Annotated in this window: 15 protein-coding genes and 1 pseudogene; 8 read left to right on the forward strand and 8 right to left on the reverse strand. The window is 61.4% G+C overall.

Annotated features, from left to right (window positions below; translation table 11 throughout):
- Positions 1-22: 22 nt before the first annotated feature.
- Together pheP and MKS11_RS07810 are read right to left on the reverse strand one after the other, a co-directional pair.
- On the reverse strand, positions 23-1,399 hold the full coding sequence (pheP, locus tag MKS11_RS07805; protein WP_087771439.1) for a phenylalanine transporter: 1,377 nt from the start codon (positions 1,397-1,399) through the stop codon (positions 23-25).
- A gap of 246 nt (positions 1,400-1,645) precedes the next feature.
- Positions 1,646-3,130: an aldehyde dehydrogenase family protein gene (locus MKS11_RS07810; protein ID WP_048294350.1), complete on the reverse strand. Its 1,485-nt coding sequence runs from the start codon at positions 3,128-3,130 to the stop codon at positions 1,646-1,648.
- A 159-nt stretch (positions 3,131-3,289) separates the two neighbouring features.
- Between MKS11_RS07810 and MKS11_RS07815 the strand changes: the two genes are divergently transcribed.
- The 4 genes and pseudogenes from MKS11_RS07815 (at position 3,290) to MKS11_RS07830 (ending at position 7,423) form a co-directional block, all read left to right on the forward strand.
- Complete coding sequence (locus MKS11_RS07815; protein WP_017900836.1) at positions 3,290-4,591, forward strand: FAD-binding oxidoreductase; 1,302 nt, start codon at positions 3,290-3,292, stop codon at positions 4,589-4,591.
- Between the two features lie 13 nt (positions 4,592-4,604).
- Entirely contained in the window at positions 4,605-4,970 is a 366-nt protein-coding gene (locus tag MKS11_RS07820) for a cupin domain-containing protein (protein ID WP_002892824.1), read from the forward strand.
- Between the two features lie 433 nt (positions 4,971-5,403).
- Positions 5,404-6,903: pseudogene (locus tag MKS11_RS07825) on the forward strand (APC family permease).
- Positions 6,881-7,423: a DUF3156 family protein gene (locus MKS11_RS07830; RefSeq protein ID WP_087771440.1), complete on the forward strand. Its 543-nt coding sequence runs from the start codon at positions 6,881-6,883 to the stop codon at positions 7,421-7,423. Before MKS11_RS07825 ends, MKS11_RS07830 begins: the two are co-directional and overlap by 23 nt.
- Positions 7,424-7,440: 17 nt before the next feature.
- Here the strand turns inward: MKS11_RS07830 and MKS11_RS07835 are convergent, their stop codons facing one another.
- From MKS11_RS07835 to MKS11_RS07855, 5 genes are all read right to left on the reverse strand, one after another.
- Positions 7,441-7,803 carry a type II toxin-antitoxin system HigA family antitoxin gene (locus tag MKS11_RS07835; RefSeq protein WP_023341146.1) on the reverse strand — a complete coding sequence of 121 codons (363 nt, stop codon included), beginning with the start codon at positions 7,801-7,803 and terminating at the stop codon, positions 7,441-7,443.
- Positions 7,804-8,106: a type II toxin-antitoxin system HigB family toxin gene (locus MKS11_RS07840; protein WP_087771441.1), complete on the reverse strand. Its 303-nt coding sequence runs from the start codon at positions 8,104-8,106 to the stop codon at positions 7,804-7,806. It lies immediately after the preceding gene.
- 83 nt (positions 8,107-8,189) lie between these two features.
- The gene (locus MKS11_RS07845; RefSeq protein WP_057213812.1) at positions 8,190-9,305 is read right to left on the reverse strand and encodes a class II histone deacetylase; all 1,116 of its coding nucleotides are present in this window, start codon (positions 9,303-9,305) and stop codon (positions 8,190-8,192) included.
- Positions 9,306-9,321: 16 nt separating this feature from the next.
- A complete protein-coding gene (locus MKS11_RS07850) occupies positions 9,322-10,494 on the reverse strand; it encodes an MFS transporter (protein WP_064150547.1) in 1,173 nt (390 codons plus the stop codon).
- A 117-nt stretch (positions 10,495-10,611) separates the two neighbouring features.
- On the reverse strand, positions 10,612-11,295 hold the full coding sequence (locus MKS11_RS07855) for a response regulator transcription factor (protein ID WP_043519408.1): 684 nt from the start codon (positions 11,293-11,295) through the stop codon (positions 10,612-10,614).
- A 425-nt stretch (positions 11,296-11,720) separates the two neighbouring features.
- On the opposite strand from MKS11_RS07855, the gene MKS11_RS07860 reads away from it, so the two are divergent.
- The 4 genes from MKS11_RS07860 to MKS11_RS07875 all read left to right on the forward strand — a co-directional run bounded on the left by MKS11_RS07860 (position 11,721) and on the right by MKS11_RS07875 (position 16,367).
- The gene (locus tag MKS11_RS07860) at positions 11,721-12,908 is read left to right on the forward strand and encodes an anaerobic sulfatase maturase (protein WP_087771442.1); all 1,188 of its coding nucleotides are present in this window, start codon (positions 11,721-11,723) and stop codon (positions 12,906-12,908) included.
- 45 nt (positions 12,909-12,953) lie between these two features.
- Complete coding sequence (locus MKS11_RS07865; protein WP_087771443.1) at positions 12,954-14,687, forward strand: arylsulfatase; 1,734 nt, start codon at positions 12,954-12,956, stop codon at positions 14,685-14,687.
- An 86-nt stretch (positions 14,688-14,773) separates the two neighbouring features.
- A complete protein-coding gene (locus MKS11_RS07870; RefSeq protein ID WP_004202438.1) occupies positions 14,774-15,550 on the forward strand; it encodes an SDR family NAD(P)-dependent oxidoreductase in 777 nt (258 codons plus the stop codon).
- Between the two features lie 25 nt (positions 15,551-15,575).
- Positions 15,576-16,367, forward strand: coding sequence for a MoaF C-terminal domain-containing protein (locus tag MKS11_RS07875; RefSeq protein WP_004202437.1), 792 nt, complete (start codon positions 15,576-15,578; stop codon positions 16,365-16,367).
- A 780-nt stretch (positions 16,368-17,147) separates the two neighbouring features.
- Here the strand turns inward: MKS11_RS07875 and MKS11_RS07880 are convergent.
- The gene (locus MKS11_RS07880) at positions 17,148-18,101 is read right to left on the reverse strand and encodes an aldo/keto reductase (RefSeq protein WP_087771445.1); all 954 of its coding nucleotides are present in this window, start codon (positions 18,099-18,101) and stop codon (positions 17,148-17,150) included.
- Positions 18,102-18,223: the final 122 nt, after the last annotated feature.

Below are 18,223 nucleotides of genomic sequence, written 5' to 3' on the forward strand. Positions count from 1 at the left end.
GCCGGACGGCGGGGCATCTCGCTTACGCCGGGCGGCGCAGCAGTTTGAAGGCGATAAACAGGAACAGGATCCACACCGGCAGCAGGATCGCCGACAGGCGCATCCCGTCGATAGTGCACATCAGCGCCAGAATCAGCCCAAGGAAAGCAATGCAGAAGTAGTTGCTGGCGGGCGCCAGCAGCGCTTTAAACTTCGATTCACGCCCTTTGCGGCGCTGGGCGGCGCGGAACTTCAGGTGCGCCATACAGATCATGATCCAGTTCAGCAGCAGCGTCGCCACCACCAGGGCCATCAGCAGTCCCAGCGCTTCATGCGGCAGTAAGTAGTTCAGCACCACCACCAGCGAGGTGATAATCCCCGAGAGCAGCAGAGAGTTCACCGGCACGCCGCGCTTGCTGACGCGGGCGAGGAACGTCGGCGCATTGCCCTGCACCGACAGGCCAAACAACATCCGGCTGTTGGAGTACACGCCGCTGTTATACACCGACAGCGAAGCCACCAGAATGACGAAGTTCAGCGCGGAGGCCACCAGGTTGCTGTCGAGATGATGGAAAATCATCACGAACGGGCTACTGTCGGATTTGATCTCCACCCACGGGTAGAGCGCCAGCACCACCACCAGCGAACCGATATAGAACAGCAGGATACGATAAACCACCTGGTTGACCGCTTTTGGAATGCTCTTTTCCGGGTTTTGCGCTTCAGCGGCGGTGATGCCGATAAGCTCCAGCCCGCCGAAGGAGAACATGATCACCGCCAGCGACAGGATAAGACCGTGCCAGCCGGTGGCGAGGAAGCCGCCGTGTTTCCACAGGTTGTCGAACCCGGCTTTGCTGCCGCCGTGGCCGCCAAACAGCATCCACAGGCCAAAGGCAATCATGCCGATAATCGCCAGCACTTTTATCAGCGCAAACCAGAACTCCGCTTCGCCATACAGGCGCACGTTGACGAGATTGACGGCGTTAATAATAAGGAAGAAGGCCGCCGCCCAGATCCAGGTCGGGACGTCGGGCAGCCAGTACTGCATGTAGATCCCGGCGGCGGTCAGCTCCGCCATTCCCACCAGCACGAACATCACCCAGTAGTTCCAGCCGGAAAGGAAGCCGGCAAACGGGCCCCAGTATTTGTAGGCAAAGTGGGCAAAGGAGCCGGATACCGGCTCTTCCACCACCATTTCGCCCAGCTGGCGCATGATCAGAAAAGCGACAATCCCGGCGACGGCGTAGCCCAGTAATACCGCCGGACCGGCCATCTGGATAGCGGGACCAATGCCGAGAAACAGGCCGGTGCCAATCGCGCCGCCAAGGGCGATAAGTTGAATGTGTCGGTTCTGTAAACCGCGATGAAGCGTCGGGCCGCTCTCTTCTACGGCATCCGACGACGTTGACGCGTCTTTCACGTCGTTCCCCTGTGTGTTTTTGCGAAGGGGCACCTTTTATCACTAAGGGGGGATTGTCGCAAGTTGCGAGGGGTTATGGCGGCGGGGACATTAACCTTCGCTTGCACGGACTCAGGCCGTGCAAGGCGCCGTCGTCGCCTGGCACATTCGCGGCTGTCCATCCGCTGTCCTTGCCCGGAGGCGCTGCGCTTACCGGGCCTACGCAGACGCCTGAAGCCCGGTTAAGGCTACCTCCACCGACAAAACTTAATAGCGCACCATCACCGACTTCAGCTCCGTGTAGTCATCGATAAACGCGCTGCCGAATTCGCGCCCGATGCCCGAGCCCTTCATGCCGCCGAACGGTACCGCCGGGTCGAGGAAGGTATGCATATTGACCCATACGATGCCGGCCTCAATCGCCTCCGAGTAGCGTAGCGCCTGACGAATATTATCCGACCAGACGCTGGCCGCCAGGCCATACGGTGAGGCATTCATCCGCGCCAGCGCCTCTTCTTCACTGCGATAGCCGATAAAACTGCACACCGGACCGAAGGTCTCCTCCCGCATCAGGGTGCTCTCTTCGCTGCGCACTTTGACCGCGGTCGGCTGCAGGAAATAGCCCTCCCCCGGCAGCGCTTCGCCGCCGCAGACGATGGTATCGCCCTCGTCGCGGGCGGTCTGAATGAGCCGCAAAACTTTGTCATACTGCTGGCGGTTGGCCAGCGGCCCCATCAGCGTGCGCTCATCCAGCGGCGATCCCGGCGCGAAGGCGCTGAGCTTATCTTTCAGCAGCGCCAGCACCGCATCCAGTTTACCCTGCGGCAGATAAAAGCGCTCCGCGGCGGCGCAAATCTGCCCCTGGTTCAGGTAGCCGGCTTCCAGAATGCCGTTGACCATCGCCTCCGGCGTCAGATCATCCAGGAACAGCGCGGCGTTTTTGCCCCCCAGCTCAAGGGTCACCCGTTTACCTGACGCACTGGCCGACCGCTGGACTTTCTCGCCAGTGGCCACCGAGCCGGTGAAGCTCACCTTGGCGCAGGCCGGGTGGGTAATCAGCCGCTGAGCAATCTCGCCGCCGGCGCCGTTGACCACGTTAATCACCCCGTCCGGAATACCCACCGCTTTCGCCAGCTCCGCCACGCGCAGCAGCGTCAGCGGCGTATACTCGCTCGGCTTGAGAACAATGGTGCAGCCGCAGACCAGGGCCGCCGCCAGCTTCCAGACGGCAATCATGATGGAGAAGTTCCACGGCACGATGCCCACCACTACCCCCAGCGGCTGACGGCGAGTGAAGGCGGTATATTTCTCCCCGGCCATCGACGGCAGCGACACATTCAGGGTTTCGCCGGTGACTTTCCCCGCCCAGCCGGCGAAGTAGCGAAGGAAAGCGACCGATTGATCCAGCTCGAGCATGCGCGCCAGCGTGATGGTCTTGCCGGAGCAGAGACTTTCCAGCTGCGCCAGCGCTTCGCGATGCTCAGCCAGGGCATCCGCCAGCTTCAGCAGCAAGGTTCCGCGCGCCAGCGTCGGCATTTCGCGCCACTGATTAAACGCCTGGCGGGCACTCTCTACCGCGCGATCCGCCTGGTCGCTATCCGCCGCGGTGACCTCGGCGATCGCCCGCCCGGTGGCCGGGTTGATCACCGCAAACGGCGCGCCGCGGCCCGCCTCTCGCTCACCGGCGATAAACTGCCCGTGCGGCTGGCGTAAAAAGGCGGTCACTTCCGCCAGTAAGGTTATCTCGCTCATCGTCAGTACCCGTTTTTTCAGCAACGTTGGCCCATCACAGCACGGCTTCCCGCCGCCGCCTATCGTTCTAAAGAACGTCATTCTTCCGGACGATATTCAACGCCCGCGCGGCGTGCTGTGATGAGGCACTTGAGCGAGGCAAGACCACAGGGTAACGCGATGAACATCAAAATCGATGCGCTGAACTACTACGGCGCGACGAAGAAATACCACCTCCATTTTCCGGCGCTGCGGGAAGATATTGAAGCCGACGTGGTGATTATCGGCGGCGGCTTCTCCGGTATTAACACCGCCCTTGAGCTGGCGGAACAGGGCATCACCAACGTGGTGGTGCTGGAAGCGCGCCATCTCGGCTATGGCGGCACCGGGCGCAATGGCGGCCAGGTGATGGCCGGTATCGGTCACGACATCGAAGCGGTGAAAAAGCACGTCGGCAAAGAAGGGCTGGAAACGCTGTTTAAAATCGCCAACCTTGGCGCGGGCATCATTCGCGAACGCATCCGCAAATATAATATCGACGCCGATTTCGTCCCCGGCTATGGCTATCTCGCTTATAACCAGCGGCAACTGAAAACGCTGCGCCAGTGGGAGAAGGAGTTTAAGGCTGCCACCCCGGATGAAGAGATCGAGCTGTATACCGGGAAAGAGGTGCAGCAGGTGGTGGGCTCCGAGGTCTACTGCGGCGCGCTGAAACATATGGGCGGCGGCCAGATCCATTCGCTCAATATGCTCCTCGGCTCGGCGCAGGCCGCCCATTCGCTGGGAGTGAAGATCTTCGAATCCTCGCCGGTGGTGGAGGTGAATTACGGCAAACAGGTGCGGGTACGTACCGCGATGGGCAGCGTCAAAGCCGCCAAACTGCTGTGGGCCTGCGACAGCTTCCTCAACAATATGGAGCCGGAGATCTACAACAAAACGCTGGTCACCTACTCCTATCAGGTATCGACCGAGCCGCTCTCCGATGAATTGATCGAGCGCATCAGCCCGCTGCGCGGCGCCTTCAGCGATATTCGCCCGGTGATTAACTACTACCGCGTCACCCGGGAAAACCGCCTGCTGTTCGGCAGCGCCACCCGCTTTGTGGAGTATACGCCGAACGATTTCGCCGCCTGGAACCGCACCCTGCTGGCGGAGGTCTTCCCCTATTTGAAGGATGTGAAGATCGATTTCGCCTGGGGAGGGCCAATGGCCTGTAGCGCCAACCTGTTCCCGCAGATCGGCACGCTACGCGATCACAACAACGTCTTTTACGTCCAGGGGTACTCCGGCTTCGGCGTCACCCCATCGCACATCGTGTGCAAAATCCTCGCCGAAGGGATCAACGGCGGTTCAGACCGCTATCGTCTGCTGAGCAGCATCCCCCACGCGACCATCCACGGCCGTGACAGCCTGCGCCTGCTGCTGGTCACCGCCGGAAAATTGATGCATCAAACCGCCGGTTTCTGGAAAGGCCGGAGTTAACCAGGAGAACGCTATGCACGCTTTTAAACTTAAACACCCGGTGCCCGACCTGCAGCCAATCGGCAGCGTCAGCCTGCTCGGCGCGACGCCGACCGCCGGCGACCCGCAGGTGGCCGGGGCGATGATCTACGGCGAGCCTCAGGATGCCTTTACCTGCGGACTGTTTTCGTCCACTGAGGGGAGCTTTACCATGACCTATCCGTTTACCGAACACGCCACCGTGCTGGAAGGCGAAGTGGAGCTGACCGTCGCCGGCGGTGAACCGCAGCGCTTTGCGCCGGGCGATAGCTGGTTTGTTAAACAGGGCACCGAAGTGGAGTGGAAAATCCTGACGCCGCGCTTTGTGAAGCACTACCTGGCGAACGTCGAGACGCGCTAACGCGCTGATACTGCCCGGCGGCGCAGGGGGGGGCCCCGGAGGCGGCGCATTGCGCCTTCTCCGGGCTACCAAATCGCACAGCGCTGTAGCCCCGGTAAGCGGCAGCGTCACCGGGGGTTTTGAGGCCGCCAACACCGGCAGTTTCAGTCAGCATGGTGAATACATTAAAGGCAGGCCGCGCGGACCGTAGGCCGGCTAAGGCGCTAGCCGCCACCCGGCAGAAACAGGCGCAACGTGGCAAGACGGATGGCCCCGGTTCTCGGGGTCATCTTGTTTATCCACCCTCACATTCATGGACTGCGTCACAGAATCATGCGCCACCCTCCACCTTCCGGACGATATTCGTTGAGCAGGATGCCCGCCTAAATTATGACTATCCGGGAGTGGCGCTGGCTATTCCCTGCCCTACCCCATTATTGTGCAGAGGTTGACTATGTTTAGTAACAGACTTGCCAGCCATCTTGAGCGCGGCGTCGTCGGCTTCCCGACCACCCTCGCCAGCTCCGTCGGGCTGATTATGGCCAGCCCGGTGATCCTGACGGTGACCAGCGGCTTCGGCATGGGCGGCGATACCTTCGCGCTGGCGGTGCTGCTGGCCTTTATTATGATGCAGGCGCAGGTCACCACCTTTGCCGAGGCGGCGACGCTCATTCCCACCACCGGTTCGGTGTACGACTATATCTCCTGCGGCATGGGCCGCTTTTTCGCTATCACCGGCGCGCTGTGCGCCTATCTGATCGTCCATATTTTCGCCGGGACGGCGGAGACGATCCTGGCGGGCATTATGGCGCTGGTGAACTTCGAATCGATCAACGCCCAAATGGCCGCTCACCAAAACACCTGGATGGTGGGCGTCGGCATGGTGGTGATTTTCGGCCTGCTGAACGCCATCGGCGTGGAAATCTTCGGCAAGGTCGAAGTGGTGCTGACCTTCGGCATGTGGACCACGCTGACCATTTTCGGCCTGTGCGGCATTTTTATGGCGCCGGTGACTCATCTTTCCGGCTGGTTCGGCACGCCGCTGAACGTTAGCGATATCAACGGCCTGTTCGGCTATATCGGCATGGCGATGTTTATGTTCGTCGGTTGCGAACTGGTGACGCCGATGGCGCCGGAGATCAAACAGGCCCACCGCACCATACCGCGGGCGATGGCGCTGGGCCTGCTGGGGGTCGCCAGCTGCATGTTTATCTACGGTGCGGCGATCAACCGCCAGGTGGAGAATACCGTGCTCGACGCGGCCAACAACGTCCATCTGCTGGATACGCCGATGGCGATCCCGGCCTTCGCCGAGCGGGTGATGGGCCACGCCGGCCAGTACTGGCTGGGGGTCGGGCTGCTGCTGGCGGGCTGCGCCACCATCAATACGCTGATGGCCGCCGTGCCGCGCATTATCTACGGTATGGCGCTGGACGGCGCGCTGCCCCGCTTCCTGACCTGGCTGCATCCGCGCTTTAAAACGCCGGTAATCGCCATCGCCATCGGGGTGGCGATCCCCTGCCTGCACGCCTAGTATCTGAACGGCGATCTGGACCGCATCGTGCCGCTGATCCTCGCCGCGGTCTGCGCCTGGGGCGTCGCCTATCTGCTGGTGACGCTGTCGGTGGTGATGCTGCGCATTCGCCGCCCGGACCTGCCGCGCGCCTACCGCTCGCCGTGGTTCCCACTGCCGCAGATTATCTCCAGCGTCGGCATTATCATCGCTATCGTCAATATCACCCCGCCGGGGATGGACAGTCGCCAGGTGCTGGTGCCGTTCGGCATTATGCTCGGCCTGACCGCCGCCTACGCCCTGTTCTGGACGGTGTGCGTGCAGCGCGTCAATCCGTTCAAGCCGCTGGTGGTGGAAGAGGTAGTGGAGCGCGCCATCAACAACTACGAAAAACAGACCCGCGGGGAGATGACGCCAGATGTCCTCCGTCCCCTGGTTTGAAACGCCGTTAATGAACGCGGTGCAGCGCGATCTGGCCGGCTGGCCCTGCGAAAAGCTGAGCGAGCGCAGCGCGCTGCTGCGCTTGAACAACGCCACCGCCGTGACCTTCAGCGTGCGTCAGAAGCGGCTGTTTATGGCCAGCATTCACAGCTGCGAGTTTGTCGTCGAGGGGCCGGTGACCCGGCCCGTACGCGGTAAAATTCGCGCCCATCAATCCGGCTGGTGGAAACGCCAGCCGATCCGCTTTATCGGCGGCAAAGGCAGCGAGGCACTCGCCGGCTATCTCAATGGTTTCCCTAATCTCCAGCAGACCTTAAGCGAGCTGGACTACCGCCGCTTTTCGCTGACCTTTAACGGTCGCGGCTGGCGCTGCAGCATTGAACCCTTGGCCGCCAGCGAAGTGGTCTGTAAAATGCCGCCGCTGCGCCGTTATCTGCGGCTGGAAGCGCAGCAGCGGATGCTGCTGCTCAGCGTGCTGGCGATGATTAATCAGGCGGTAAGTCAGTGGATGCATGAATGAGCCGGATGCCCGCGCCATCACGCGCCGATCAGGCTCTCCAGAGGAATGCCGAACTGTGCGTGAAGTCGGCGAATCATCGGGAGCGTCAGGTTACGCGTACCATTGAGAATTTCATACACGCGATTAGATTTACCAATCGCCGGCTCCAGATCTTTGACGGTCAGCCCCTGCTGCTCCATGCGAAACTTGATCGCCTCTATCGGCGTCGGCGGCTCGATGGGATAGTGCTTTTTTTCATACTCAGCAATCAGCAGGCACATCACCTCAAAAAAATCCCCTTCCGGCGTGTCCGGCGCAGGTTCATTATCAAAAAAAGGTTCGACCGCGCTTAACGCGGCTTCGTAATCTTGTTCAGTGCGGATAGGCTTCACATTCATCATTTACTTCCTCTCTATCGTCTCAGCGTTTATCTCGTCAAATTCCTTATGCGAACCGATAAACTTAACGAACACCCACCCCCGCAGATAAGCAACGGCTACGATTAACCGGTAATCATTTCCTTTAATGTTGAATACCACCCGCTTATTTTTCAGAATACTTGCGCTGCGGTATTGGTCCTTTATCTCCGCCGAGGTTTTCCAGTCGGCTTTTGTCGCTTCGTCTACCCAGGCCTTTAGCGGTTGTTCAGCGTCGGGATTCTCCGCCCAGAAGTCCCTTAAGGTTTTCACTGAGATTATCTTCATGTGCAGAGACTAGTCCCATTTCGGGACTAAGCAAAGTAAAAGTCCCATATTGGGACTTTAGGGATCAACGTGAGCGGGAGCGACTACTGCAGGCCAAACTGCTGCGCCAGCCGATCGAGAGCCTGCCTCTGGAACTGCGCAAACTCCGCCCGCGGCTGTTGTTGTTGAATAAATTCCCGCAGCGGATCCTGGACCTCGGTGCGGATGCCGCTCAGAGCCTCCATCACCGCCAGGCCGCAGAACGGCACGTAGGATTCGGCGTAGCCGCCTTCGTGCACCATCACCAGTTTCCCGCCGCACAGGCGATCCGCCGCCTGCTGGACCTGTTCAGTCATCGCCCGGAAGCTGTCGCTGTGCAGCTGCATGCGCGCCAGCGGATCCATGGCGTTGGCATCATAGCCGCAGGCGATGATAATCAGCTCCGGCTCAAAGCGCGCCAGCGCCGGAATAACGATGGTTTCCAGCGCATAGCGCCAGCTGTCATCCCCCGCGCCGGCCAGCAGCGGAATATTGATGTTGTAACCCTCCCCCGCCCCCACGCCGCGATCCTCCTCGCCAGAGTAGCCCGGCGGGAAGCAGCCGTCCTGATGCAAGGAGATAGTCAGCACGTCGTCGCGCTGCAGGTAGATGTGCTGGGTGCCGTTGCCGTGGTGAACGTCCCAGTCAATGATCGCCACCTTGCCGAGCCCGAGCAGCGCTTTCGCTCGCTCCACGGCAATGGGGATATTGGCAAGAAAACAGAAGCCCATCGACTGGTCCGGCAGGCAGTGGTGTCCGGGCGGACGCGACAGCGAATAGGCGTTATCCAGTTCCCCCTTCAGCACCGCTTCCACCGCCGCGCAGGCCAGCCCGGCGGAAAGACAGGCGATTTCATAACTGCCCGGCCCCAGCGGCGCCTCTTTGCCGAGCATGCCGCCGCCGTTATCGCTTATCGCCTTGAAGCGCTCCAGATAACTGTCGGGATGGATCCGCCGCAGGTCCGCAAGGCTCGCCGGCGCCGCGCTGCGCAGCGCCAGCTGCGGCGTCAGCCCGGAGACATCCATCAGGTTTTTCATCCGCCGTTTGGTCTCCGGCGATTCGGCATGACCGCCGCCGGCGGGTGGCTGTACCCACCCGCCCACCGGCAGCGTCACTGCGTGCAGCCCGGTACTGTGCCAGAAACAACGTTCATCAAAGAAGAAACCGGTTTTTCTTTTCACTCTATCCTCCCGTGGGCTAACCCTTCCCGGCGGCGGAAGCCGCCACAATTAAAATCAGTGACAGCAGCGCGCAGACGCCTGCCGCCGCCAGCAGCGGGTCGGCGCTGGCGAAGTGTTGCAGTAAGGCCCCCGCGAGCGCCGGGCCGGCCGCCATGCCGCCGCCGATCACCAGATTGATGCTGTTCATCAGCCGACCGCTGTTATCGAGCCCGGCGACGCGGGCGAGAATAAAGGGCAGCACGAAGGTCCAGGTGAACTTAAACAGCAGCGCCGCGATGGCGTAGCGCGCCAGCAGCGGCTGGCCAACCAGCAGCCCGACGCTGACTATCAGCAGCCCATAGCCCAGCCACACCGGTAAGCGATCGGCGCGCCGGGTGCCGCGCAGGGCCGCGCCGCCGGCGCCGATAATGCCGCAAACCGTCGCCGCCGCCAGCACCAGCCCCACCTGCGTCGGGCTCAGCCCCGCCGTGCTGCCGATGGTGCCGATAAAGGTCCACACTGCGCTGAGGCTGATATAGAAAGTGAGCACCGCCAGCACCGCCAGCGCCTGACGCCACAGCGCCGTCGACGGCTGCTGGCGGGAGGCAGAGAGCGGTTGAAAGCGCGGCGGGAAAGCGGACACCAGCGGCAGGCAGCAGAGCATGATGGCGGCGAGGATCAGATACACCACCTTCAGGCCAAAGGTCGCGAACAGGCCGGGCAGCGCCAGCAGGCCAAGCATCCCCAACAGCAGTTGCCCGAGCACCCAAAAGGCGTAGACCCGCGACGGGTTCGGCGTTCCCGCCGCGCAGCTGATGCACAGAATCATCAGCGTGCCGCCCGCCAGTGAGGCGATAAAGCGCGCCGCCAGCAGCGTCTCATACTGGGTGACCACCGCCGAGGCGAGGTTGGCGGTCAGAAACACCGCCCCGGCCATCAGGGCGACCCGCCGCCAGTCGAGGCGACTCATCCACCACCACGCCGGGAGCGTCGCCAGGCTCATCGCCCCCAGCTCCGCTGAGAACAGCCAGCCTACCTGCCTGGGTTTTAGCTGCCATTCGCTGGCCAGCTGCGCCGCCACCGCCGGCGCGGTCATCAGAATACCCGGCGCAATAGCGGCAAAAATCACAATCGCCGCCAGCAAACGCAGGGACACCACCAGCCCGGCGGGCCGGGAAAGCGCATTATCAGTGACAGGTGTACTCGACATCGTAGGGCGTGCTCCGGTCAAAAAAGCCTCCCCCCGGAGGATCCTCCAGGGAGTGATACCCACAGGCATCAGGAAAACGCCGTGTTGCCACGGCGCGCGCGGGATGTGAAAGTCAGATCACAGATTCAGCGAACGCTGAGCAGCCGGCATCCAGGTTCGGGAAACCAGTTCGGTACGATTGACCACTTCGGTCTTGGCGAAGATATTGCGCAGGTGCGTTTTCACCGTCGAGAGCGAGATATCCAGCTGGCGGGCAATCAGCTTATTACTGGCCCCTTCGCGCACCATGCCGACGATTTCCCGCTCTTTGGCGGTCAGGATAGCGGGCAGGTCATCTTCTTCCTGCAGGCAGTCGCGGATCGCCAGCTCCACCAGCGGCAGCACCGCCTGGGCCCGATGACGCTCTTCGCTGGAGAAAGGCACGTCGCGCATCAGCGAGATACCGGCGATGATCCGCCGCTCGCGGCGGATAAAGATCTCGGTCATGTCACGCACGTTATTCGGCAACATAAATTCATGATAATAATGCCGGTTGCGATCGCAGAGCCGCGGCGTCATCGCCGCCACGGTGGTGTTCTGGTGGCTAAAGTGCGCCGGTAAATGCGGATCCAGCGGCTGGAAGTTTTCCAGATATTGTTGGTGCGTATTATCGGAAATATTATGCAATATATAGTTTTCGGGTTTTAACCGGTTATTTACTCGATAAAACACCGCTGAAGTCAGTGGAATTAACTGAGAAATAGTCTGTAAACAACGGGCTATTATCGCATCATTACGGCTGGCTTTTAACAAAGCAGACATGATAGGGCCTCCCCGTCGAGATGATGGTGCATGACACATGGATGACTACCGATAATTGAAGCATACATTTCACATTTAAGTAACACAATCATTAACATATTAACAATGTGATAGCCGTTACAAAATTTTCAGCAATGCATTGTTATATAAAGCATTTAAAAAACACACTCGCCATGCCTTACGATAGCGGCGTTAAAACATAAACAAAAAAGATTAATACCCGGCGTACCTGCCTCTGGTGATAAAAAAACCCTATCCCGGACGCGTCTCTCTCATCCTTAAGAACGATGGATTTCTGTTTTTTTTCACTTATACCCTTAACAGGATGCCATTAATTTTCGCCGCGGCTTAATCATGTGATTACGCCTGACCCGCTGTTGCCAAAATAATAGCAACAGCGCCGGTCATTAACCGAGGATAAGCCGATGCTGAATATCGCCGCCCTGCGCCAGCAGCAAATTCCGCTGGCCGCTGAGCCGCGCTCGCCGGTGCCGTTTCATATTCTGATGAAGCCGATTGGCCCCGCCTGCAATCTCGCCTGCCGCTACTGCTATTACCCCCAGGATGAAACGCCGGTCAACAAGTTGGACGAGGCGCGGCTGGAGCAGTTTATCCGCCGCTACATCGCGGCCCAGCCCGTCGGCGCGCGGGAAATCAACTTTGTCTGGCAGGGCGGTGAGCCGCTGCTGGCCGGCCTGAGCTTTTACAAAAAAGCGCTCGCCCTGCAGGCGCGTTATGCCCCCGACGGCGTCACCATCAGCAACAGTCTGCAGACCAATGGCACGCTGATCAACGACGCCTGGTGCCGGCTGTTCCGCGAGCATCGCTTTATTATCGGCTTGAGCCTCGAAGGCAGCGAAGCGCTACAGGACCAGCATCGTCCGGATAAACGCGGCCGGGCCAGCTGGCCGGCGGCACTGCGCGGCATCGGCTTTCTCCACCAGCATCAGGTGGATTTTAACCTGCTGGTGGTGGTGCATAACGAGATGGCGGCCCACGCGGCGGCGATTTATGACCGGCTGGTCAGCCTCGGCGCGCGCTATCTACAGTTTCAGCCGCTGATGAGCGAAGGCGCAGCGTTGCGCGAGGGCTATCAGCTGAGTGCCGATAACTGGGGGCGTTTTATGGTCGGCATCTGGCGGCAGTGGCAGAAGCGCTGCGACAAGGGGCGGGTGTTCGTCATCAATATCGAGCAGGCGTGGGCGCAGTACTTCACTCACACCAGCGGCAGCTGCGTGCACAGCGCCCGCTGCGGCAGCAATCTGGTGATGGAGCCCGACGGAGAGCTCTACGCCTGCGACCATCTGATCAACGCCGAACATCGGCTGGGCCGCCTTGACGACATGACGCTGGCGCACGCGGTTGACGCCTCGGTGCAGCTGCCTTTCGGTCAGCAGAAAAGCCTGCGCCGCGAATGCCAGACCTGCGCGGTCAAAATGGTCTGCCAGGGCGGCTGCCCGGCGCATCTGAACGCCGCGGGCAACAACCGCCTCTGCGGCGGCTACTACCGCTTCTTTAGCGAAATTCTGGCGCCCGTGCGCCCCTTTTCCCGCGACCTTCAAGGGCTACAAGCCTGGCGGGCCGCGTTTGTCGGGGCCGCGCATCCGGCGTAGCCCATTGCTCTGAAAGTGATACCCGCAGAAACAGGAGAATCCGTTGTGAATAAAACAGCCATGGCCGCGGCGGTCAGTGTGATCCTCGCCGGTGGCGCGCACGCCGCCCAGCAAGAGCGTCCGAACGTCATCGTGATTATCGCCGATGATATGGGCTACTCTGACATCAGCCCCTTCGGCGGCGAAATCCCCACCCCCAACCTGCAGGCGATGGCCGAGCAGGGGATGCGCATGAGCCAGTATTACACCTCGCCGATGTCGGCCCCGGCGCGTTCGATGCTGCTCACCGGTAACAGCAACCAGCAGGCCGGGATGGGCGGTATGTGGTGGTACGACAGCACCATTGGCAAGGAGGGCTACGAGCTGCGGCTGACCGACCGCGTCACCACCATGGCCGAGCGTTTTAAAGACGCGGGCTATAACACCCTGATGGCCGGCAAGTGGCACCTCGGTTTTGTTCCCGGCGCCACGCCGAAGGACCGCGGCTTTAACCACTCCTTCGCCTTTATGGGCGGCGGCACCAGCCATTTTAACGACGCCGTCCCGCTCGGGACCGTTGAAGCCTTCCACACCTACTACACCCGCGACGGCGAGCGCGTCTCCCTGCCGGACGATTTCTACTCCAGCGAGGCCTACGCCCGGCAGATGAATAGCTGGATTAAAGATACGCCGCCGGAACAACCGGTCTTCGCCTGGCTGGCCTTCACCGCCCCGCACGACCCGCTGCAGGCCCCCGACGAGTGGATTAAGCGCTTCAAAGGCCAGTATGAGCAGGGTTACGCCGAGGTCTATCGCCAGCGCATCGCCCGCCTGAAAGCGCTGGGAATTATCCATGACGATACCCCGCTGCCGCATCTGGAGCTGGATAAAGAGTGGGAGGCGCTAACGCTAGAGCAGCAGAAATATACGGCGAAAGTGATGCAGGTGTATGCGGCGATGATCGCCAATATGGACGCGCAAATCGGCACCCTGATGGAGACGCTGAAACAAACCGGGCGCGATAAAAATACCCTGCTGGTCTTTTTAACCGATAACGGCGCCAACCCGGCGCAGGGTTTTTATTACGAATCTACCCCGGAATTCTGGAAGCAGTTCGATAACCGCTATGACAACATCGGCCGCAAAGGCTCGTTTGTCTCCTACGGCCCGCACTGGGCCAACGTCAGCAACGCTCCCTACGCCAACTACCATAAGACCACCAGCGCCCAGGGCGGGATTAACACCGACTTTATGATCGCCGGTCCCGGGATCACGCGCCACGGTCACATCGACGCCTCGACGATGGCGGTGTACGACGTAGCGCCGACCCTGTATGAATTCGCCGGTATCGATCCGAACAAATCGCTGGCGAAGAAGCCGGTGTTGCCGATGATCGGCGTCAGCTTTAAGCGCTATCTCACCGGCGAAGTACAGGCGCCGCCGCGCGGGAAATACGGCGTTGAGCTGCACCATCAGGCGGCGTGGGTCGATGGTGAATGGAAGCTGCGGCGGCTGGTGCCGCGGGGCCTCACCGCCGGTGACGCGCCGTGGCAGCTGTTTAATCTGCACGACGACCCGCTGGAGACCCATGACGTCGCGGCCCAACATCCCGATCGGGTCAAAGCGATGAGCGAGGCCTACGAGGCGTTCGCCAGACGCACCATGGTCACCAGGGCGCAGGGCAAGATGATCGATTACGTCGGTATTGACAGCAAAACTGGACGCTATCTGGCGGTCGATCCCGCCACCATGAAGCCGGTTCCGGCGCCGCAGGCGATCCCGGTGAGCGAGATCCATTAACCCCGCGGCTATCGTTCTTCCGGGCGATAGCCGGGAGCTGACGCGCTTTTTAAGGTAATCGGAAACCCCATTACAGGAGAGAGCGAATGGCGAGAGTCGTGGTGATCACCGGCGGCGGAACCGGAATTGGCGCCGCCTGCGCGCGGCTGATGCGCGCCGCGGGCGACCGCGTGTTTATTACCGGACGGCGCGAGGCGCCGCTGCAGGCTGTCGCCGATGAGACCGGCGCCACGGCGCTGATGGGCGATGCCGCCGACGGCGAGGTGTGGCGCCAGCGGCTGTTGCCGGCCATTCTCGACCAGAGCGGCGGTGTTGATGTCCTCATCTGCAGCGCCGGCGGGATGGGCAACAGCCCCGCCGCCGAGACCAGCGACCGCCAGTGGCGCGAGGCGCTGGACGGCAATCTCACCAGCGCCTTCGCCAGCGTTCGCGCCTGCCTGCCCTCGCTGATTACCCGCCGTGGCAACGTGCTGTTTGTCGCCTCCATCGCCTCGCTGGCCGCCGGTCCGCAGGCCTGCGGCTACGTCACCGCCAAACACGCCTTAATCGGCCTGATGCGCTCCGTCGCCCGCGATTACGGTCCCCAGGGGGTGCGCGCCAACGCCGTCTGCCCCGGCTGGGTCACCACGCCGATGGCGGATGAAGAGATGCTCCCGCTGATGCAGGCGGAAGGGCTATCGTTGACTGAGGCTTATCAGCGGGTCTGTCGCGACGTTCCGCTGCGCCGCCCCGCCAGCCCCGAGGAGATAGCCGAGGCTTGTCAGTTTCTCTGTTCGCCGCAGGCCGCCATCATCAGCGGCGCCACGCTGGTCGCCGACGGCGGCGCCAGTATCGTCGATGTTCCCACTCTGGCGTTTGCCTAACGCCCTACTCTGTTCAGGAGCCCCTATGACTTCAGAAGCCGTATTTATCCAGGTCGGCGCGCTGGCCGATGGTTTTGCGCCACACGGTAATTTACTCGCCACCGCCAGCCTGCCCGCAGGCGAGCGCTTTACCTTTTATGTCGCCGGAAGTGAGCCGCAGCAGCTGATCATCGAAGATGAGCAGACGCTAAGCTGGAACGGCAAGCGCGCCCCCTGGCGGGCGACCGCCCTGCGCCCGGATATTCTGTTTATCGACTTCCTTGACCCGGAGCGGGATAACGCCAGCGTCAGCGCGGTATGCAACCTGACGCAGCGCAACGCCACCCTGGTCTACGGCCAGCTGCCGGACGAAGCCGCCGCGCGGCTGGACGCTTTCAGCCGGGTAGAGCGAGGCCTGCCGCTGACCGCGGTAGAAGCGCGCTTTGTCTTCGCCCGCCTGGATGCGCAGCCGGGGCCGCTGCCGGGCTTTACCGATGCGCTGGTCGGCATGCGCAATCAGTACACCTACAGCCCGACTGAGCGCTATGAGCACATCTATCTCAACGATAATTTTTACGCCTGGCAGTGTCTGGACGGCGTGGAAAAGGGGCTGGCGGATGTCGACCGCTGCCACTACGTGCAGGTGGCGGAGGATCTCTATCTGTTCGTCTGGCGCGAGAAAATCATTCCCACGCTGGGGGTGATCCTCATCGATCTTCAGCAGATGCGCACCGACGGCAAGATCATGGGCTATCAGGGCAGCGACTTCGGCGCCCTCAGCAATTTCCCGGTCGGCGCCAGCGCGAAGATCCTCAACCTCACCCGCCATCAGGAATAAAGGGCCGCCGCCGGGCACGCTTTCAGGCCCCCTGCCCGTCATGTTGCCGGGTGGCGGCTACGCCTTACCCGGCCTACAGGGTTCGTGCGACCTGTCCTTGATTTACCCACTTGCACGACTGAAACTGCCAGTGCTGACGGCCTCAAAATCGCTGAGACGTTCCCGGAAGGCCGGGGCAGCCCGCATGGATGCGGGCTGAGGGCCGTGTTTTGCACGGACGCTGCCTCGGCCCGACCCGAAGCCTGCAGGGATAAGTCGAAGGGACCGCGCAGCGGCGATTTTGCTGGCCGGAGCCCGGGGGTACAGGGGGCGGCGGCGACTGGCCGCCCCCTGTACGCTCCCTGCGCCATGAATGACATAACGCAGAAGACATATCGGGAGCGCAATCTGTCCGGAAATGACATAGAAGTTGTAGTCCTGCCAGGCGCATTGCAAACAGGGAAATTGACGATTGTGCCGTTATTTCGCCGGGTGGCGGCTGCGCCTTACCCGGCCTACAGGTCCCTATCACAGGCTGATACATCGTAGGCCCGGCAAGCGCAGCGCCGCCGGGCGATGGCAGCGGGTACGGAGCCGCTTTATGCCGGGTGGCGGCTGCGCCTTACCTGGCCTACAGGTCCCTGTCACAGGCTGACACATCGTAGGCCCGGTAAGCGCTGCGCCACCGGGCGATGATAGCGGGTACGGAGCCGCTTTTATGCCGGGTGGCGGCTGGCGCCTTACCCGACCTGCGGTCCGCGCCATTTGTCCACCCTCTCCCCGCCGGGAAGAGGGCGTGACTCAGGCGCTGGCGCTGTCCAGTCGCGCCACCTGCTCCGCGCTCAGGCTCAGCGCCGCCGCGCGGGCAAAACTTTCCACCTGGGCCACGCTGGTGGCGCTGGCGATCGGCGCGGTCACCCCTTCGCGGCCGATCAGCCACGCGAGGGCCACTTCCGCCAGCTTCGCCCCCTGCTCATCCGCGACCGCCACCAGGGTATCGATAATCCGCATCCCGCGCGGATTCAGGTACTTACCAATCCCCCCTCCGCGCTGGCTCTGCGCCAGGTCCGACGGCTGACGGTACTTACCGGTTAAGAATCCCGAGGCCAGGCTGTAGTAGGTCACCACCCCGATATCGCGGCTGACGCAGAGATCGCACAGCGCGCCTTCAAACGCGGAGCGGTGATAGAGGTTATATTCCGGCTGCAGCACCTGCCAGGCAGGCAAGCCGCCCTTGCGCGCTACCTCCAGCGCCCCCGCCAGCTGCATTGCATCGAGGTTAGAGGCCCCCATCGCGCGAATTTTCCCCGCCTGTTGCAGGCTGTGGAAAGCCTCCAGCGTTTCCGCTACCGGGGTTTGCGGATCCGGCCAGTGGGAAAAATAGAGGTCGATATAGTCGGTATTGAGGCGGCGCAGGGAGTCGTCTACCGCCTGCTGGATCCAGGCTTTGCTGAGTCCCTTATGGCCGGGAAGGCCGAGATCGGAGCCGACTTTGGTGAAAATTTTGACCTTATCGCGCATGCCGGGACGCGCCTGCAGCCAGCGGCCAATAATGGTTTCGGATTCGCCGCCCTGGTTGCCCTCTGCCCAGCGGGAATAAACATCCGCCGTATCGATAGCGTCAAAGCCGTGGTCAACAAAAGCATCAAGAAGGGCAAAACTGGTTTTTTCATCAATGGTCCAGCCAAAGACGTTACCGCCAAACACTAACGGGGCGATGGAAAATCCGGTTTTGCCCAAGGGACGTGTCATCATGCCGAGTACTCCTTAGCTTATATTCTGCTTCCCTCAGGTAACCACAGGGGTCAGGAGAGGAGGTCGATTGGATAATCAGAAAAGGAATCTTACGGCGGGCGATCCATGCCCGCGGGTACACT

This window comes from Klebsiella sp. K5-45 (genome assembly GCF_030128605.1).
Classification (GTDB): domain Bacteria; phylum Pseudomonadota; class Gammaproteobacteria; order Enterobacterales; family Enterobacteriaceae; genus Klebsiella; species Klebsiella quasipneumoniae.

Excerpts from the sequence above, each read along its gene's own strand:
- MKS11_RS07875 (WP_004202437.1), top strand. The coding sequence starts at position 15,576 with ATGACTTCAGAAGCCGTATTTATCCAGGTCGGCGCGCTGGCCGATGGT.
- MKS11_RS07870 (WP_004202438.1), top strand. The coding sequence starts at position 14,774 with ATGGCGAGAGTCGTGGTGATCACCGGCGGCGGAACCGGAATTGGCGCC.
- MKS11_RS07810 (WP_048294350.1), bottom strand. The coding sequence starts at position 3,130 with ATGAGCGAGATAACCTTACTGGCGGAAGTGACCGCCTTTTTACGCCAG.
- MKS11_RS07840 (WP_087771441.1), bottom strand. The coding sequence starts at position 8,106 with ATGAAGATAATCTCAGTGAAAACCTTAAGGGACTTCTGGGCGGAGAAT.
- MKS11_RS07830 (WP_087771440.1), top strand. The coding sequence starts at position 6,881 with ATGTCCTCCGTCCCCTGGTTTGAAACGCCGTTAATGAACGCGGTGCAG.
- MKS11_RS07820 (WP_002892824.1), top strand. The coding sequence starts at position 4,605 with ATGCACGCTTTTAAACTTAAACACCCGGTGCCCGACCTGCAGCCAATC.
- MKS11_RS07815 (WP_017900836.1), top strand. The coding sequence starts at position 3,290 with ATGAACATCAAAATCGATGCGCTGAACTACTACGGCGCGACGAAGAAA.
- MKS11_RS07880 (WP_087771445.1), bottom strand. The coding sequence starts at position 18,101 with ATGATGACACGTCCCTTGGGCAAAACCGGATTTTCCATCGCCCCGTTA.
- MKS11_RS07835 (WP_023341146.1), bottom strand. The coding sequence starts at position 7,803 with ATGATGAATGTGAAGCCTATCCGCACTGAACAAGATTACGAAGCCGCG.
- MKS11_RS07855 (WP_043519408.1), bottom strand. The coding sequence starts at position 11,295 with ATGTCTGCTTTGTTAAAAGCCAGCCGTAATGATGCGATAATAGCCCGT.
- MKS11_RS07860 (WP_087771442.1), top strand. The coding sequence starts at position 11,721 with ATGCTGAATATCGCCGCCCTGCGCCAGCAGCAAATTCCGCTGGCCGCT.
- MKS11_RS07850 (WP_064150547.1), bottom strand. The coding sequence starts at position 10,494 with ATGTCGAGTACACCTGTCACTGATAATGCGCTTTCCCGGCCCGCCGGG.